The organism is Burkholderiales bacterium, from assembly GCA_036262035.1.
Taxonomy (GTDB): Bacteria; Pseudomonadota; Gammaproteobacteria; order Burkholderiales; family SG8-41; genus JAQGMV01.
In genome coordinates this window covers 516,627-532,337 of sequence record DATAJS010000013.1, presented here as the reverse complement: position 1 = coordinate 532,337, position 15,711 = coordinate 516,627, and the positions used below count along the sequence as shown (strand labels likewise).

The window sequence follows — 15,711 nt, the reverse complement described above, 5'->3', positions numbered from 1 at the left end:
CCCTCCCTTTGTTATCGCCACTGTAGCGCCGATCGGGCTGGCGGTGGCAAGATCGTGACAAGGAGGATGCGACCATGCCACTAGCCACCCTACGCGGTGCGGCGATCAACTACCTCGTCCTCGGGGACCAGGGACCATGGGTGTCGTTGTCCCCCGGCGGCCGCCGCGAGCTGGCCGCGGTACGCTCGCTCGGCGAGCGCATCGCCGCGGCGGGATACCGCGTGCTGCTGCACGACCGGCGCAACTGCGGCGCGTCCGACGTCATCATCGACGGCGACGAATCCGAATACGACCTCTGGGCCGACGATCTGCACGCGCTGATGACCGGGCTCGATGCGCTGCCCGCCCACATCGGCGGCTCATCGTCGGGCTGCCGCATGTCGATCCTCTTCGCGCTGCGCCACCCCGAAGCGGTGCGCTCGCTCCTCTTGTGGCGCGTCACCGGAGGACGCGCCGCGGCCGAGCATCTCGCGCGCCAGTACTACACCGACTTCATCGAGCTCGCCGAGCGCGGCGGCATGGCGGCGGTGTGCGATTCGGAGTTCTTCCGCGAGCGCATCAAAGAGCGCCCCGAGAACCGTGCACGGCTGATGGCGATGGATACGGCGCGCTTCGTCTCGGTCATGTCGCACTGGCGCGAATACTTCATCGCCGGCGCGGACCAGCCGGTGATCGGCGCGTCGGAAGAAGAGCTGCGCTCGATCGAGGTTCCGGCCTGCATCGTGCCCGGCAACGACTTCGTCCACGCGCGCCGCGCCGGCGAGAACGTCGGCCGGCTCATGCCGGCCGCGCAGGTGCACGACATCATGCCGCCCGGCCCCGACCTCGACGAGATTCCGTTCGCCGAGTGGGAGCGGCGCGAAGGTCAGTTGGCCGAAGTGTTCCTGAGCTTCCTGCGCGGCGTGGCGTAGGTCCAGGTACTCCTCGTACACGGTCATGTTCTTGCCGAAGGAGATCGCCGCAGTCTGATCGATCCAGAGGAGTCGGGCGTTTTCAATCTCTAGGGAAACGGCGTTCCGGTCACCGGCAGCACCTGTCCGGTGATCCATCCCGCATAGTCCGAGGCGAAGAACAGCACCGCGTGCGCGATGTCCTCGGGCCCGCCGAGGCGCCGCAGGGCGATGCGCTCGAGCAGCGCTTGCTGGCCGGCCTCGCCATACGACGCCCACTGCCGCTCGTAATCGGGACTGGTGCGCAGGAATCCGGGCGCGACCGAATTCGCGGTGATGCCGTAGGGTCCGAGATCGTGCGCGAGCTGGCGCGTGAGCCCGAGCAGCGCGTGCTTGGCCGAGCAATAGGACTGGATGCCGTTCAGGCTGGGCCTCAGGGCCGCGCCCGACGTGATGGTGACGATACGCCCTTGGCGGCGCCGCTTCATCGCGGGGATGGCCGCTTGCAGCACGTTGATCGCCGAAGTGACGTTGGCGTCGTAGATCGCGTCCCATTCGGCGGGCTCTACATCCTCGAAGTCCCTGGGTGCCTGGCCGCGCACGCCGCCCGCCGCATGGACGACGACATCCGCTTCGATCCCCGCCAGCAGTGCGCCGACCGCAGAACGATCCGCGAGATCGATCCGATGCGCCTCGGCGCCGTCGATTGCGACCGGCAGAACGTCGAGCGCAATCACTCGTCCGCCGCATCCGGCGAAGGCTCGCACGATCGCGCCGCCGATGCCGCGCGCCGCGCCGGTGACGATGATCGTGCGATCGTCGAAGCGGATCTGCATCACCTACGCCGCGAGCCGATACACGCGTGCCGCCGTGTCGTGAAACAGCGCCGCGCGCTCGCTGCTCGAATAGTCCTTCGACAATCGCTTGAAAGCGTTCCAGACGACGCCATACGCGTACGACGGCTTGTCCACCGGGAAATTGCTCTCGAACATGCAGCGATCCGGTCCGAACTCGTCGATGCAGTGGTGCATCAACGGCGCCAGCGTCTGCGCCAGCTCTTCCGAGCCGATGGGCTTCTCGCGCCTGGCCCAGTCGAAGCCGAAACGCTTCTGCCCGACACCGCCGAGCTTGATCACGACGTTGGGGCATGCCGCCACGGTCGCGATGCCGCGTCGCCACTCGGCGAGCACTTGATCGTCGCGGTTGGCGTAAGGTCCCACGCGTACCAGCCCGCCGATGTGGTTCAACACGATGGTGAGCTCCGGCACGGTGCGGGCGAAAGCGGCGAGCTCGTCGAGTTGCGGGTGATAGAGCGAGTTGTCCAGCGTCAAGCCCATCTTCGCGAGCACCCGCGCACCGGCACGGTATTGCTCCGTCGCCATCACGCCCGGGATATCGCGCTGCGCGAGCTCGGGGCTTGCGTCCCAACCGGCGGAGTGGCGTATGCCGCGAAAGCGCGGACTCGCCGCCCGCATCGCCTCCAGCACCGGCGCGACCTTTTCACCGAGCTTCAGATCGGCGTGACCGACGATGGCGGCGGCGATTTTCGTCGGACCGTGCCTGGCAGCTTCGTCAGCCACACCGTCGACGTGAGCGACCTCGCCCACGGGGCGCATTTCCTGCGGCCCGTCGCTGCGATAGAACGCTTTCACCTCGATGAACACGGTCGAGCGCACATTGTGTCCGCTGTCTCGAATGTCCGCGGCGAGATCGGGCAGCAGGTAACGCCGATAGGCCGGCGGCTCGTGGCGCTCCGCCCAGATGTGATGATGCGGATCGCAGATGGGAAGCGCCGGCTCGAGCGCGCTTTCGGGCGTGAGCTGAAGCCAGTCGGGTCCGCCGATCGTCACGTTCATCTCGCAGCCTCCATCATTCCTTCGTGCAATAGCGGTCCGGCCTCGGGCGTGATCACGAAATCGATCAACGCCCTGGCCGCTTCCTGTTCTTTCGAGTTTCCCATGATCGCGATGGCGAACACCACGTAGTCGTGGAGGCCGCCCGGCAAGTCACCCACGTAGTCGGTGCCGGCCACCGGGATGCTCACGTTGCGCTGCTGGATCGCCATCTCCACCTCGCCGCGCGCGACGTAGCCGGCCGCGGGACGGCCGTCCGAATGGACAGTCCTGGACCTCATCGCTTCGGCGATGCCGAGCTTCTCGATCGCTTGCGCCGCGACGATCCCGCTTCCGCCGAGCGAATAGCAGATCGACCGCGCGCCGAGCAGCGTGCGCCTGAAGGCTTGCGGCGTGCCGATGTCGGGCCGCGGCGCGCCCGACCTGACCGAGAGGCCGACGGCCGCGCGCGCGAAAACAACACTGGATCCTTCGACCACCTTGCCGCGCGCGATGACGCTCTCCATCACCGGCGTGGTCTGCACGATCAGGTCGGCAGCCGTATCGGAGATCAGCCGCTGTTCCAGCTCGTCGCGGCTTTCCTGGCGCACGCTCAACTCGTGGCCCGTGAGTCGGGTGAACGCGGGCGCGATCGCGTTCAATCCCGAGACCGCGCCCATCGATGCCCGGACGATGAGCATTTAAACGACCGCCTCGCCGGCGCTCGTCGATTTGTGCATGAGCCTGCGCGCGTTGGGCGCGAACGCGTTGCGGTGATGCATGGTGCAGCGGTTGTCCCACACCAGCAGGTCGCCGACTCGCCACTTGTGCTCCCACACGTATTTGTCCTGGCACGCGTGCGCCCACAGCGCGTCGAGCAGCGCTTCGCTTTCGGCCAGCGACAAACCGAAGACGTACGAGTTGAGCCGGCGGCCGAGATACAGGCATTTGCGTCCGGTCACCGGATGGGTGCGCACGATCGGGTGTTTGACCCCGGGCGCCTTCGACGGGTCGGTCACGTCGGCGAACTCGGGACGTTTCACGCCGGCGGAGTTGTGCACTTTCGAATGGTTGGCGTATTTGCCGTCGATCCTGGCGGCCAGTCCGGCGGGCAACTCCTCGTACGCCTTGTACATGTTCAGGAACGCGGTTTCGCCGCCGTGCTCCGTGACTTCGATCGCGTGCAACAGGCTCGCCGAGATCGGCTTTTCGGTGAACGAGCTGTCGGTGTGCCAGTACGCCTCGCCGTCGCCCAGCGCACCGATCGGCTTGCCCTGGTCGTCGACGATGTTCGAGATGATGGCGACATTGTCCGGCAGGCTGTCGGGCAAGTACGCCTTGCGCCCGAGACCGAGCAGTTGATTCGCCGCCTGGCCGGGCGGACCGAACAATTCGCTCAACCGTAAGAGATCGTCGAAGGAGAGGCGCTGCCCGCGAAACAGCAGCACGAGGTTTTTCGTCCAGGCGTCGACGATGAATTCGCGCTGCGCGGCGGACACGTCCTGCGACAGATCGATGCCGCTAATCTCGGCGCCCAGCGCGCGGCCGGTCGGAATCACGTCCATGGTTCGCGAGCCTCCTGGGTTACTCTCTCCGTCCAAATGTTAACCGATCCGATTCAGTGGTTCGGCAGGCGCGGCATCTATTACGGCTGGGTCATCGTCGCCGTCACGTTCCTCACCCTGTTCATCGCCACCGGCTTTCGCTTCGCTTTCGGCGTCTACTATTCGGCCATCGTCGACGAGACCGGCTGGGGCCGCGCGGAAACGGCGGGCATCGTTTCCGCCGCCATGATCGTCTACGCCTGCACGGCGGCGCTGAGCGGGTATCTCTTCGACCGCGTCGGCGCACGGGTGCTGTTTCCGATCGGCGCGCTCTGCATGGGGGCGGGCCTGATGCTCTGCTCGACGGCGACGTCGCTGGCGGGCCTGACCGCGACCTACGGCATCCTGCTCGGCTTCAGCTACGCGGCGCTCGGATTCATCCCGCACATGGCGATCGTGCCGCGCTGGTTCGACCGGCGCCGTGGGCTCGCCTCGGCGTTATCCCTCGCCGGCAACGGACTCGGCTCCCTCGTCATCGCGAGCCTGAGCGCGGAATTGATCGTGCACGTCGGGTGGCGGGAGGCGATGTGGTGGTTCGGCATCGTCGCGATGGTGGTGCTGATTCCGGTCACCGTCGTTTTTCACCGGCATTCCGCCGAGCGCGTCGGGCTGGTGCGCGACGGCGCGTCCGCGCGGGCCGCCGCGCGCGCCGCGCCCGCCACGGGCACCACCCTCCATGATGCGCTTCGCAGCCGGCACTTCTGGCAGCTGGCGCTCGCCGTCACCGCGATGGGCACGGCAACCATGACCATCGTCGTGCACCAGACGCGCATGCTGGTCGACATGGGCTACGGTCTCACGCTGGCGTCGCTCATCTTCGGTGTGCTCGGCGCGCTGCGCGCCTTCGGCGGCCTGATATGGGGGGCGCTATCGGACCGCATCGGCCGCTCGGCCTGCGTGGCCGTCATCTGCGGCATCAGCCTCGTCGGGCTGGCGTTGTTGTGGCTGGCGTCTTTCGTGCCGCCCGAATCCGCCGGCCTGCGCATCGCCTTGCTGGCGGGCTACCTGCTGATGTTCGGCCTGGGCTTCAACGGCATGTCCCCGGTCTATGCGTCGGCGGTCTCCGATCGCTTCTCCGGCCGGAACCTCGGCACGATCCTCGGGCTGCTCGACCTGGGCTTCGGCCTGGGCTCGGCGGCGGGCCCGTGGTGGGCCGGATGGATGTTCGATCGCTACGTCAGTTACACCGGCGTCATCGTCGGAGTCGCGGCAGGGGTCGTGGTCGCCTGTCTCGCGCTGTGGAGCGCGAGCAGGCGCTATCCCCGGTCGATGCCGGCCGCGCCGGCCGGCACGTCGTAGAAGGCGAGCGTCATCGACACGGCGGTGTAGAAGCCCATCAGCGTGATCACGTCGGTGACGCCGACGTGGCCGAGCGCTTCGACCGCGCGGTCGTACAGTCCTTTCGAAACCCAGCGCGAGCTCGTGAGGCAGATCGCCATCTCGTAGACCACCTGCTCGCGCTGGTCGTCGAACGAGGTCGGCAGCCCGGAGAGGATCGCATCGACTTTCTCGCTCGGCAGCCCGGAAGCCTTCGCGGCCCGCTCGTGCGCGTTCGTCGGATAGATCGAATGCCACTTGCTGTTGACGATGCACACCGCGATCTCGCGCTCGCGCTCGGAGAGCGAATAGCCCTTGCGGAAATGCGCGCCGAACGGCGCGATCGCTTTCGAGAGCCTGGGGTTGTGCACCCAGATCTTGGCCGGGCCCGGCAGGCGGCCGCGCGCCTCGATCATCGAGCGATACCCTTCCTGCTGCTCGGGCGTCATCCGGTCGTACGGGATCTCGGCATAGCGTCCGAACGTTGGAGTCTCAGCCACGGTCGTCCCCTCTCAGAATTGAATCGGCGGCCTTTTCCGCGATCATGATGACCGGCGCGTTGGTGTTGCCGGACGTGACCGTCGGCATGACCGACGCGTCGATCACGCGTAAGCCCTGCATGCCGCGCACGCGCAAGCTTTGGTCGACGACCGCCGCCGCGTCGCTTCCCATCCTGCAGGTACCCACCGGGTGGTAGACGGTGAAACCCTTGTTGCGCACGAAGTCGATGATGTGGTCGTCGCTCGCGCAGGCATCGCCGGGATCTTTCTCGCACTTGATCCAGCGCGCCAACGCCGGCGTCGCTGCGAGCTTGCGGATGAGCTTCACGCCGTCGAGCATGCTCGCGACGTCCGCCTCGCGCTCGAGGAAGTTCGGCTGGATGGCCGGTGCGGCATTCGGATCGGCCGATTTGATTTCCACGGTGCCGCGCGATTCGGGCCGCAGCTTGCACACCGACATGGTGAATCCGGAGTATTTGTGCAGGCTCGGATCGGTGCGGTCGGTGCTGTAGGGAAAGAAGTGGAACTGCACGTCGGGCCGCGTGAGCCCCGGCTGCGTGCGCGCGAATCCGCCGGCGAGCCCGGCGTACCACGACAGCGGTCCGCTGCGATTGAGCGCGAACTTCATGCCGAGCATCATCCTGCGCCACGGGCTCATGAGATCGTCGTTGACGGTGATCGGCTGCGTGCACTCCCAGATCACGCGCGATTGCAGGTGATCGTGCAGATTGCGGCCGACGCCTTCGAGCGGATGCACGACGTCGATGCCATGGCGCTGCAACAGATCCCCGGGGCCGATGCCCGAGAGCTGCAGGAGCTGCGGCGACTGGATCGCACCCGCCGCGACGATGACCTCGCGCGTGGCGAACGCCTGTCGCTTGACGCCGTCGACGACGAACTCCACGCCGTGCGCGCGCAATCCGGTGGTGAGCACGCGGCTGGCGTGCGCGTGCGTGATCACTTCGAGATTGGGCCGCCGCATGGCCGGACGCAGATAGGCAACCGCGGCGCTGCAGCGCATGCCATTGCGCGCCGTGCCCTGGAAGTAGCCGACGCCTTCCTGGGTCGCGCCGTTGAAATCGCGATTGCGCGGGATGCCGACCGCCTCGCCGGCTTCGACGAACGAGTCGGCGAGCGGATGGCGGTCCTTCACGTCGGACACGCACAACGGCCCGCCGACGCCGTGCCAGTCGTCCGCGCCGCGCGCCTGGTTTTCCGATTTCTTGAAGTACGGCAGGCAGTCTTCGAAACCCCAGCCCGGATTGCCGAGATCGCGCCAGTCGTCGAAGTCTTCGCGCTGGCCGCGCACGTAAAGCAGGCCGTTGATCGAGCTCGACCCGCCGAGCACGCGCCCGCGCGGCACCTTGATGTTGCGCCCGTTCATGCGCGGCTCGGGCTCGGTCTCGAACATCCAGTTCACTTGCGCGTCGAACATCACCCGGCCGAAGCCGATCGGGATGTGGATCCAGCGGTTCGTGTCGCGGCCGCCCGACTCGAGCACGAGCACGGTGTGCTCTCCCGATTCGGTCAGGCGATTGGCGAGCACGCAGCCCGCCGAGCCGGCGCCGACGATGATGTAGTCGTAGCTGTCGTTCACGGTGCTCCTCCCGTTGCCCGGGCTGTCGCCGCAGGGGTTCCGCAAACTTATCCGATCGGGACGCCGCTCGCCACGTTTCCTTCCAACCGCAAAAGAGTATCCTGCGATCGTGGCTAGTCGTTGGGAGGGACGCCATGTCGAACCGTTCCCAAGGCGCTTGCAGGCTGTTGGTCGCCGTCTTCGCCGCGCTCCCCGCGGTCGATCCCGCAGTCGCGCAAAAACCTCCCGACGCCTTCCCGACCAAGCCGGTGCACATCCTCGTGGGATTCACCGCCGGCAGCGCCACCGACATCACCGCGCGCCTGATCGGCCCGAAGCTCTCGGACCTGTGGGGACAGCCCGTCGTGATCGATAACCGCTCCGGCGCGGGCGGCACGATCGCCTGGGCCGCGGCCGCGAAAGCGCCGCCGGACGGACACACGATCACGATCGTGTCCACCGCGTTCGCGATCAGCTACGTGCTGCAGGGCAAGAGCCTGCCTTACGACGCGCTGAAGGACTTTCGCGCCGTGACCCTGATCGGCACGCCGACCGGAACCCTCGTCGTCGCGCCTGCGCTCGGCGTGAAGTCGGTGAAAGAGCTGATCGCGCTCGCGAAGGAAAAGAAGGTGATCTACGCCTCGACCGGCGCAGGCAGCGGCACGCACTTGGGCACCGAGCGCTTCAACATGGCGGCGGGCATCAAGCCGGTGCACGTCGCATTCAAAGGGCAGCCCGAGATGATCGTCGAGGTCGTGACCGGCCGCGTGAATTTCGCCATCGTGAGCCTGGGCGCCGGGATGCCGTTCATCAAGGACGGCCGGCTGGTGCCGCTCGCGGTCAATACGCCGCGGCGCTCCGCGCACCTGCCGGACGTGCCGTCGCTGTTCGAGGTCGTGCCGGGCTTCGAACGGGACGCGGCGCACGCTCTGATGGCGCCGGCACAGACACCGACGCCGGTCGTGCGGCAGATCGCGCGCGACGTCGCGCGCGTGCTGGAGATGCCCGACGTGAAAGAGCGCCTGCTCGCGATGTCGTTCGATGCATCGCCCACGACGCCGGAGGAATACGATCGCGAGGTCCGCCGCCAGGTCGAGGTCTTCACCAAAGTGGCGAAGGCGCTCGGCCTGATCAAGTAGCCGCTAGACCTTACTGACGCTTCGCGTGACGTCAAGCGTCAGCGATGATATCATTCTTAAAATTTGATATCTAAGGGCGCACCCGCATGATCCGCACTGTCATCAGCATCGATCCGGACGATAAGGCGTGGCTGGATCGCGAGGCGAAGCGGCGAGGTGTGTCGATGACGCGTGTCGTCCAGCACGCAATTTCTGACATGCGCAAACGCGCCGAGATTCATCCCGCCGGCTTCGATCGACTTCTGAGGGAGACCGCAGGAATCACGAGGCTGGGAGATGGCCTCACCTATCAGCGAAAGATGAGGGCGGAGTGGGATAAGCAGAAGTGAACCTGTTGCTGGATTCGGTCATTCTCATCGACCATTTCAACGGCGTGGAGGCCGCGACGACCTATTTGGCGGCCAATTATGGCGACGCGGCCATTTCGGTCATCACGAGAGCCGAGGTACTCGCGGGTTTTGCGGAAGCAGATCTTAAGAAGGCAATACAGCTCCTCGACACGTTCGTGACGCTTCAGATCGACGAGCCGATTGCCGACCTCGCAGCGTCCTTGCGAAGGAAGCATGGATGGAAACTTCCGGACGCATTTCAGGCAGCGCTGGCGCAACATCATTCGCTGAAGCTCGTCACGCGCAACGAAAAGGACTTCAACCGGCGCCACGCGTGGGTGCTGGTTCCGTATCGCGTTTAAGCGCTCGGGCTCGGCCGAGCGCTTCCGCGAAGTGCACGGTTAGCTAAGCCCCGGGATCTACGCCGTCACCTGATCGCTCAGCCACTCGACGGCCGCCTGCGCGCCGCCCTTGCCGTGCGGGATGCCGAGCGCGCCCAGCGCCATTTCGACGACGCCGAGCGTGCCGAGGATCGTCGGCGCGTTGACATGGCCCATGTGCGCGATGCGGAAAGCCTTGCCGGTGAGATCACCGATGCCGTGTCCGAGGATCACGCCGCAGTTCTCGTCGCAATAGGCGCGCAGCCGCTGCGGGTCGTGGCTGTTCACGAGCACTGCGGTCACGGTGTCGGAGCGCTCGCCCGGCTCGATGATGTTGAAGCCGATCGCTTCGCGCTGCGACCACACGTCGACCGCACGCCGCACCGCCTCGGCCAGCAACGCGTGACGGCGGAACACGTTCGGAAGGCCTTCGGTGAACAGCATGTCGAGCGCCTGGCGCAGGCCGAACAGCAGATGCTCGGGCGGCGTGCCGCAATACTTCTGGTAATGCACGTCGCCCTCGCGGTCGGTCCAGTCCCAATACGGCGTGCGCAGTCCTGCGGTCTTGTGGATGTCGCGTGCGCGCGCGTTGGCGGCGACGAAGCCCAGGCCCGGCGGCGTCATCAGGCCTTTCTGCGAGCCCGACATGGCGACGTCGACGCCCCAGGCGTCCATGTCGAACGGCACGCAGCCCAGCGAAGCGACGCGTCGACCATGAGCAGCGCATCGTGCCTGGCCGAACGTATCGCCTCGGCGATCGCGGGGATGTCGTTGACCACGCCGGTCGCGGTGTCGATCTGCGCCACCATCACCGCCTTGATCTTGCCGCCCTTGTCCGCCTTCAGCCGTGCCTCGACCTCGGCCGGCCGCACCGCACGGCGCAGGTCGCCTTTCAGGACCTCGACCTCGACGCCCAGGCGGCGCGCGCTCTCGCCCCAGATGACGGCGAAACGTCCGCTCTCCAGCACCAGGATGCCGTCGCCTTTGGACAGCACGTTGGTGAACGCGGCTTCCCAGGTGCCGTGGCCGTTGGCGATGTAGATGTAGGTGCGGCCCGTGGTGTTGAACACGCGTCCGATGTCGCGCAGCAGCCCGTCGGTGAGCGCGAGCAGCGGCCCGGAATAGATGTCCACCGCCGGCCGGTGCATCGCTCGCAGCACCTCGTCGGGCACCGTCGTCGGTCCCGGTATGGCCAGGAATTCACGCCCCGCTCGTACGCTCATCGTCCGATTCCGATTGAACGCGTCCTCTCGCGTCGGCTGATTCTAATCGCCCGTGTGCTCAGTCGAGCTTGATTCCCGCGGTCTTCACCACCTTGCCCCACATATCGAGCTCGGCGCGCAGCAGGTTGCCCAGCTCCGCCGGGGTGTTGCTCACGGACGCTCCGCCCTGTTCCTGCACGAAGCTCTTGATGTCGCTCCTGGCCGCCGCCCTGGCGGTTTCGGCATTGAGCGTCGAGACGACGTCCCTGGGCGTCGCGGCCGGCGCGAAGAGCGCATACCAGTTCATGATGTTGATCTTCGGATAGCCCGACTCGGCGATCGTCGGCACGTCCGGCAGGTTGGGCGAGCGCTTCGGCGTGCTCACCGCCAGCGCATGGAGCTTCCCGCTCTTCACCTGCTGGAGCAGAACCGGCAGGTCGGCGAACGCGACCTGCACCTGGCCGGCAATCAAGTCCATCGTCGCCGGACCCATGCCTTTGTAGGGCACGTGCACGATATCCATCCCCGCCGCCTGCTTGAGCAGCTCCATCGCGAGATGCGGCGTGCCGCCGGTGCCCGATGAGCCGTAGTTCAACTGCTTCGGCCGCGCCTTGGCCAGGGCCACCAGCTCCTTCACCGACTTCACCGGCAATGAAGGATGCACGGTCAGCAGCTCCGGCACGGTGGCGAACAGGCTCACCGGGGCAAAGTCTTTCACCACGTCGAACGGCAGCCTGGCGTAGACGTTCGGGTTGATGGCGAACGAGCCGGCGGAGCCCACGACGACGGTATAACCGTCCGGAGCAGACCGGGCGACGTGCTCGATGCCGACGATGCCGTTGGCGCCGGCACGGTTGTCCACGATGACCGGGTTGTTCATGTGCTCGTTCATCTTTTGCGCGAGGGGCCGCGTCAGCATGTCGATCGGCCCGCCGGGCGGATAGGGCACGACGATACGGACCGGTTTGAGCGGAAACTTCTGCGCGTGCGCGACGCCGCCGGCACTGATCAGGGTCAGCGCGCCGGCGACGGCTGTCGTGAGCTTCATGTAAAACGCCTCAAAAATGGAGCACGGCTCAACTCGCCGATCTATCCGGCAGTGTGTCGGTCGGCTCGACGGGAAAGTGACACGCTACCCGATGGCCCGGACCGTCGTCGAGCAGGGGTGGTGATTGCTCCGCGCAAAGCGCTTGCGCCTTCCAGCAGCGTGTCCGGAAACGGCACCCCGACGGGGGGCTCGCCGGACTCGGCACCTCGCCCTTGAGCAGGATCCGCTCGACGCCGCCTGCGTTCGCAAAGTCGATGCGCGGCTGTGCGGACAGCAGCGCTTTGGTGTACGGGTGGCGAGGCATTTCGTACACCGTCTCGACCGTGCCGATCTCGACGATGCGCCCGAGGTACATGACCGCGATGCGGTGTGACATGTGACGCACGACGGCCAGGTCGTGCGCGATGAACAGGCACGCGATCTGGAAAGTCGACTGAATCTTCTCCAGCAGGTTGACGACCTGCGCCTGCACCGACACGTCGAGCGCCGACACCGGCTCGTCGCACACCAGGATCTCCGGATTCAAGGCGAGCGCGCGGGCGATGCCGATGCGCTGGCGCTGGCCGCCGGAAAATTCATGCGGATAGCGCCGCGCGTGCTCGGGCAGCAAGCCCACGCTCTCCAGCAGCTCGCCGACGCGCGTCGTCCATCGCTTGCGCGGCAGCACGTCTGCGTGGATGGTCCACGGCTCGGCGATGATCTCTCCCACCCGCATGCGCGGGTTCAACGACGCGTACGGATCCTGGAAGATCATCTGTATGCGCCGGCGGATATGCTTCAGATCGGCCGCGTTCGCGCGAAAGATATCTTCGCCGTGAAACAGCGCCTCGCCGGCGCTCGGCTCCTCGAGGCGCATCAACGTGCGCGCCACGGTCGTCTTGCCGCAACCGCTCTCGCCGACCAGCCCCAGCGTCTCGCCTTGGTGGATCCCGAAATCGACGCCGTCGACGGCCTGGATGGAGCCGGCGCTTCGGCGCAGCCGCAAGCCGCCGCCGGCGGAGTAATGCTTGACAAGCCCGCGGACGTCGAAGATCGGCGCCGAAGCCGTCACGTCAGCGGCCATCGAACACCTCCTGCGCGACGAAGCACTCGGCATGGTGACCCGGCTCGGTTTCGACTCGGGTCGGGAGGGCTGCGCGGCACGCGTCGGTCGCCCTGCGGCAGCGGGGATGGAAGCTGCAGCCGAGGGGCAGGCGCGCCATATCGGGCGGCGATCCGACGATCGGGCTCAGCGTCTGCTTGTGCGTGCTCGCTCGCGGAACCGATTCGAGCAGCGCCTGGGTATACGGATGGGCGGGCCGCGACAGCACCTCGCGCACCGGACCGCTTTCGACCACGCGGCCGCCGTACATGACCGCGACCTGATCGGCCACTTCCGCGACGACGCCCAGGTCGTGCGTGATGAGCACCATCGCCATGTGACGCTCGCGCTGCAGGTCGAGCAGCAGCTCCATGATCTGTGCCTGCACCGTGACGTCCAATGCGGTGGTCGGCTCGTCGGCGATGAGCAGCTTCGGATCGAGCGCGATCGCCATCGCGATCATCACGCGCTGGCGCATGCCTCCGGAGAATTGATGCGGGTAATCACGCGCCCGCAGGTGAGGCTCGGGAATGCCGACTCGCCCGAGCAGCGCCTCGGCGCGGTCCAGCGCGGCCTTTGCATCCACAATCCCGTGCGCCCTGAACGGTTCCGCGACCTGCCAGCCCACGCTGAACACCGGGTTGAGCGAGGCCAGCGCATCCTGGAACACCATGCCGATATCGAGCCCGCAGCGCTTGCGCCATTCGGGCATCGATGCGCCGAGCACATCGGCGCCGTTGAAACGGATGCTGCCGCCCGTGATGTGCGCGGGCGGTGACGCGAGCAAACGCATGATCGCGGCGGCCGTCACGCTCTTGCCCGATCCGCTCTCGCCGAGCACCGCCAGCGTCTCGCCGCGCCGCACCGAGAAGCTCGCCCCGTTGACCGCGCGGACGATCTCGCGGCCGCTGCGGAATTCGACGCGCAGGTCGTTCACTTCGAGCAGGGCAGGTTCGGCTTCAGGCATCGGTCTTCGGAGCTTCGAGGCGCCAGCGCTGCACGGGGTCCGTGACCAGCCGCACCCAGTTGGAAAAAAGGTTCGCGGACAGCGTCGTGGCCATGATCGCCAGGCCCGGGAAAAACGAGAGCCACCAGGCTTGCGCGAGATAGTTGCGGCCTTGCGCCACCATCAGCCCCCAGGTGATCTCGGGCGGCTGGATGCCGATGCCGAGAAAGCTCAAGCCGGACTCGGACAGCATCACGATGGCGAAATCCACGGTCATGATGGTCAGCAAGGTCGGCGCGACGATGGGGACCACGTGGCGCCGCAGGATATGCGTGCGGCCTGCGCCCATGGCGCGCGCCGCATCGACGAAACCGCGCTCGCGGATCTCGAGCACCTCGGCCCTCGCGACGCGCAGGTACGACGGAATGCGGGTCACCGCCAGAACGATGACGAGGTTCGCAACCCTGGGTTCCAGCATGTACAGCACGACCACCGCCAGGAGCAGCGACGGGAAGCTCTGCACCACGTCCGACAGGCGCATGATGAGATTGCCGACGCCGCGCCCGACGTAGCCCGCGATGAGCCCCAGCACGCCGCCGACGATCAGCGCCAGCACCACCGAGGTGATCGCCACGACCAGCGTGTTGCGCGAGGCCACCACCAGGCGCGCGAGCATGCTGCGCCCGAGCGCGTCGCTGCCGAGGGCCATCAACCAGCCGTGTTCCGTCGCGCCGGGCGGAAGGTTGCGCGTGCGCAGGCTGATATCGGTAGCGGCTTTGCCGAGCAGTTCCGGCCCGACGAGCATGCACACGAGCATGAACACCAGCCAGACCGCCGAGAGCAGCGCCAGCCGGTCTCGCGCGAGCAATCGCCACCACGGCAGGCCGACGCGCACAGTCACCATCTCCGCCTGCGCTTCGATCGGTCGCGTATCGGTCATCACCGCCGTGTTCGCGGAATCGCTCACTGGTGGCGGATCCTCGGGTCGAGCGCGACGTACAGCAGATCGATGAGGACGTTCATCAGGAAGATCGCGATCGCGGTCACCATGATGGACGCCTGCACGACCGGAAAATCGCGCTGGACCACCGCATCGATCATGAGCTTTCCCACACCGGGCCAGCCGAACACCGTCTCCACGATGACGGCGCCGTTGATCAGCCCGACCGCGAGATTGCCGGCGACGGTGACGACCGCGAGGCAGGCGTTGCGCAGCGCATGGACGAAGATGACGGAGCGCTCGCTGACGCCTTTGGCGCGCGCGGTCTTGACGTAGGCCGAAGCGAGCGCGTCGAGCATGGCCCCGCGCGTGACCTGCACCAGCAATCCGAACGGGCGCAGCGCGAGCACCGTCACCGGCATGATCCAGAACAGCAAGCCGCCGGTGCCGGAGGTGGGCAGCCAGCGCAAGGTCACCGAGAAGAACAGGATCGCGGTGATCGCGACCCAGAAGTCCGGCGCACTGGCGCCGACCAGCCCGAACGTGCTGCCCATGCGGTCGAACAGGCCGCCCGGACGGTACGCGGCCAGCGCACCGACGACGATCGCGAGCGAGATGGCGATGAGCAGGGTGACACCGGCCAGCTTGAGCGTCGTGGGGTAAGCCTCGAGCACCACGTCGATGGCCGGTCGCTGCTTGCGCAGCGAGAAGCCCAGGTTGCCTTCCATGACCTCGCCGGCGAACCGCAGGAATTGCTCGGTGGCGGGGAGATCGTAGCCGTGCTTGTGCGCGAACTCGAGGCGATCCTCGCGTGAAGCGTCGACCGGCAGGAACAAATCGGTCGGATCGCCGGTGAGCCTGGCGAGGAAGAACACGGCGATGAGCAGCCCGAGCAGCGCAACAGCGCTGTGGGCCGCCCGCCGGGTG

General features: G+C 66.8%; 16 protein-coding genes and 1 pseudogene. 5 read left to right on the top strand and 12 right to left on the bottom strand.

Annotated features, from left to right (window positions below):
• Positions 1-74: 74 nt before the first annotated feature.
• Positions 75-911, top strand: a complete 837-nt coding sequence (locus VHP37_18055; GenBank protein ID HEX2828263.1) for an alpha/beta hydrolase — start codon at positions 75-77, stop codon at positions 909-911.
• 89 nt (positions 912-1,000) lie between these two features.
• Here the strand turns inward: VHP37_18055 and VHP37_18050 are convergent, their stop codons facing one another.
• Genes VHP37_18050 through VHP37_18035 form a run of 4 tightly spaced genes read right to left on the bottom strand, consistent with a single transcriptional unit; the run spans position 1,001 to position 4,287 of the window.
• Positions 1,001-1,726, bottom strand: a complete 726-nt coding sequence (locus VHP37_18050; protein HEX2828262.1) for an SDR family NAD(P)-dependent oxidoreductase — start codon at positions 1,724-1,726, stop codon at positions 1,001-1,003.
• Between the two features lie 3 nt (positions 1,727-1,729).
• On the bottom strand, positions 1,730-2,746 hold the full coding sequence (locus VHP37_18045) for an amidohydrolase family protein (GenBank protein ID HEX2828261.1): 1,017 nt from the start codon (positions 2,744-2,746) through the stop codon (positions 1,730-1,732).
• Positions 2,743-3,423 (bottom strand): substrate-binding domain-containing protein, encoded by a 681-nt coding sequence (locus VHP37_18040; protein ID HEX2828260.1) that lies wholly within the window; start codon positions 3,421-3,423, stop codon positions 2,743-2,745. Before VHP37_18040 ends, VHP37_18045 begins: the two co-directional genes overlap by 4 nt.
• A complete protein-coding gene (locus VHP37_18035; GenBank protein ID HEX2828259.1) occupies positions 3,424-4,287 on the bottom strand; it encodes a TauD/TfdA family dioxygenase in 864 nt (287 codons plus the stop codon). It lies immediately after the preceding gene.
• A gap of 36 nt (positions 4,288-4,323) precedes the next feature.
• On the opposite strand from VHP37_18035, the gene VHP37_18030 reads away from it, so the two are divergent.
• Positions 4,324-5,625 (top strand): MFS transporter, encoded by a 1,302-nt coding sequence (locus VHP37_18030; protein HEX2828258.1) that lies wholly within the window; start codon positions 4,324-4,326, stop codon positions 5,623-5,625.
• Here VHP37_18030 and VHP37_18025 read toward each other — a convergent pair.
• Both VHP37_18025 and VHP37_18020 read right to left on the bottom strand, forming a co-directional pair.
• A complete protein-coding gene (locus VHP37_18025) occupies positions 5,583-6,143 on the bottom strand; it encodes a hypothetical protein (GenBank protein HEX2828257.1) in 561 nt (186 codons plus the stop codon). The genes VHP37_18030 and VHP37_18025 overlap by 43 nt on opposite strands.
• Positions 6,136-7,740 (bottom strand): choline dehydrogenase, encoded by a 1,605-nt coding sequence (locus VHP37_18020; GenBank protein ID HEX2828256.1) that lies wholly within the window; start codon positions 7,738-7,740, stop codon positions 6,136-6,138. Before VHP37_18020 ends, VHP37_18025 begins: the two co-directional genes overlap by 8 nt.
• 134 nt (positions 7,741-7,874) lie before the next feature.
• Here VHP37_18020 and VHP37_18015 point away from each other — a divergent pair, with 134 nt between their 5' ends.
• From VHP37_18015 to VHP37_18005, 3 genes are all read left to right on the top strand, one after another.
• Positions 7,875-8,858 carry a tripartite tricarboxylate transporter substrate-binding protein gene (locus tag VHP37_18015; GenBank protein ID HEX2828255.1) on the top strand — a complete coding sequence of 328 codons (984 nt, stop codon included), beginning with the start codon at positions 7,875-7,877 and terminating at the stop codon, positions 8,856-8,858.
• Positions 8,859-8,944: 86 nt separating this feature from the next.
• Positions 8,945-9,187 carry a hypothetical protein gene (locus VHP37_18010; protein ID HEX2828254.1) on the top strand — a complete coding sequence of 81 codons (243 nt, stop codon included), beginning with the start codon at positions 8,945-8,947 and terminating at the stop codon, positions 9,185-9,187.
• Positions 9,184-9,549 carry a PIN domain-containing protein gene (locus tag VHP37_18005; protein HEX2828253.1) on the top strand — a complete coding sequence of 122 codons (366 nt, stop codon included), beginning with the start codon at positions 9,184-9,186 and terminating at the stop codon, positions 9,547-9,549. Before VHP37_18010 ends, VHP37_18005 begins: the two co-directional genes overlap by 4 nt.
• A 57-nt stretch (positions 9,550-9,606) precedes the next feature.
• Here the strand turns inward: VHP37_18005 and VHP37_18000 are convergent.
• The 6 genes and pseudogenes from VHP37_18000 to VHP37_17975 all read right to left on the bottom strand — a co-directional run bounded on the left by VHP37_18000 (position 9,607) and on the right by VHP37_17975 (position 15,659).
• Positions 9,607-10,715: pseudogene (locus VHP37_18000) on the bottom strand (aminotransferase class V-fold PLP-dependent enzyme).
• Positions 10,716-10,848: 133 nt separating this feature from the next.
• Positions 10,849-11,817 carry a tripartite tricarboxylate transporter substrate binding protein gene (locus VHP37_17995; GenBank protein ID HEX2828252.1) on the bottom strand — a complete coding sequence of 323 codons (969 nt, stop codon included), beginning with the start codon at positions 11,815-11,817 and terminating at the stop codon, positions 10,849-10,851.
• A 28-nt stretch (positions 11,818-11,845) separates the two neighbouring features.
• On the bottom strand, positions 11,846-12,880 hold the full coding sequence (locus tag VHP37_17990) for an oligopeptide/dipeptide ABC transporter ATP-binding protein (GenBank protein ID HEX2828251.1): 1,035 nt from the start codon (positions 12,878-12,880) through the stop codon (positions 11,846-11,848).
• The gene (locus VHP37_17985; GenBank protein HEX2828250.1) at positions 12,870-13,865 is read right to left on the bottom strand and encodes an ABC transporter ATP-binding protein; all 996 of its coding nucleotides are present in this window, start codon (positions 13,863-13,865) and stop codon (positions 12,870-12,872) included. The genes VHP37_17990 and VHP37_17985 overlap by 11 nt, the downstream gene beginning before the upstream one ends.
• Positions 13,858-14,811, bottom strand: coding sequence for an ABC transporter permease (locus VHP37_17980; GenBank protein ID HEX2828249.1), 954 nt, complete (start codon positions 14,809-14,811; stop codon positions 13,858-13,860). The genes VHP37_17985 and VHP37_17980 overlap by 8 nt, the downstream gene beginning before the upstream one ends.
• Positions 14,808-15,659, bottom strand: a complete 852-nt coding sequence (locus VHP37_17975) for an ABC transporter permease (GenBank protein HEX2828248.1) — start codon at positions 15,657-15,659, stop codon at positions 14,808-14,810. The genes VHP37_17980 and VHP37_17975 overlap by 4 nt, the downstream gene beginning before the upstream one ends.
• Between the last annotated feature and the right edge of the window lie 52 nt (positions 15,660-15,711).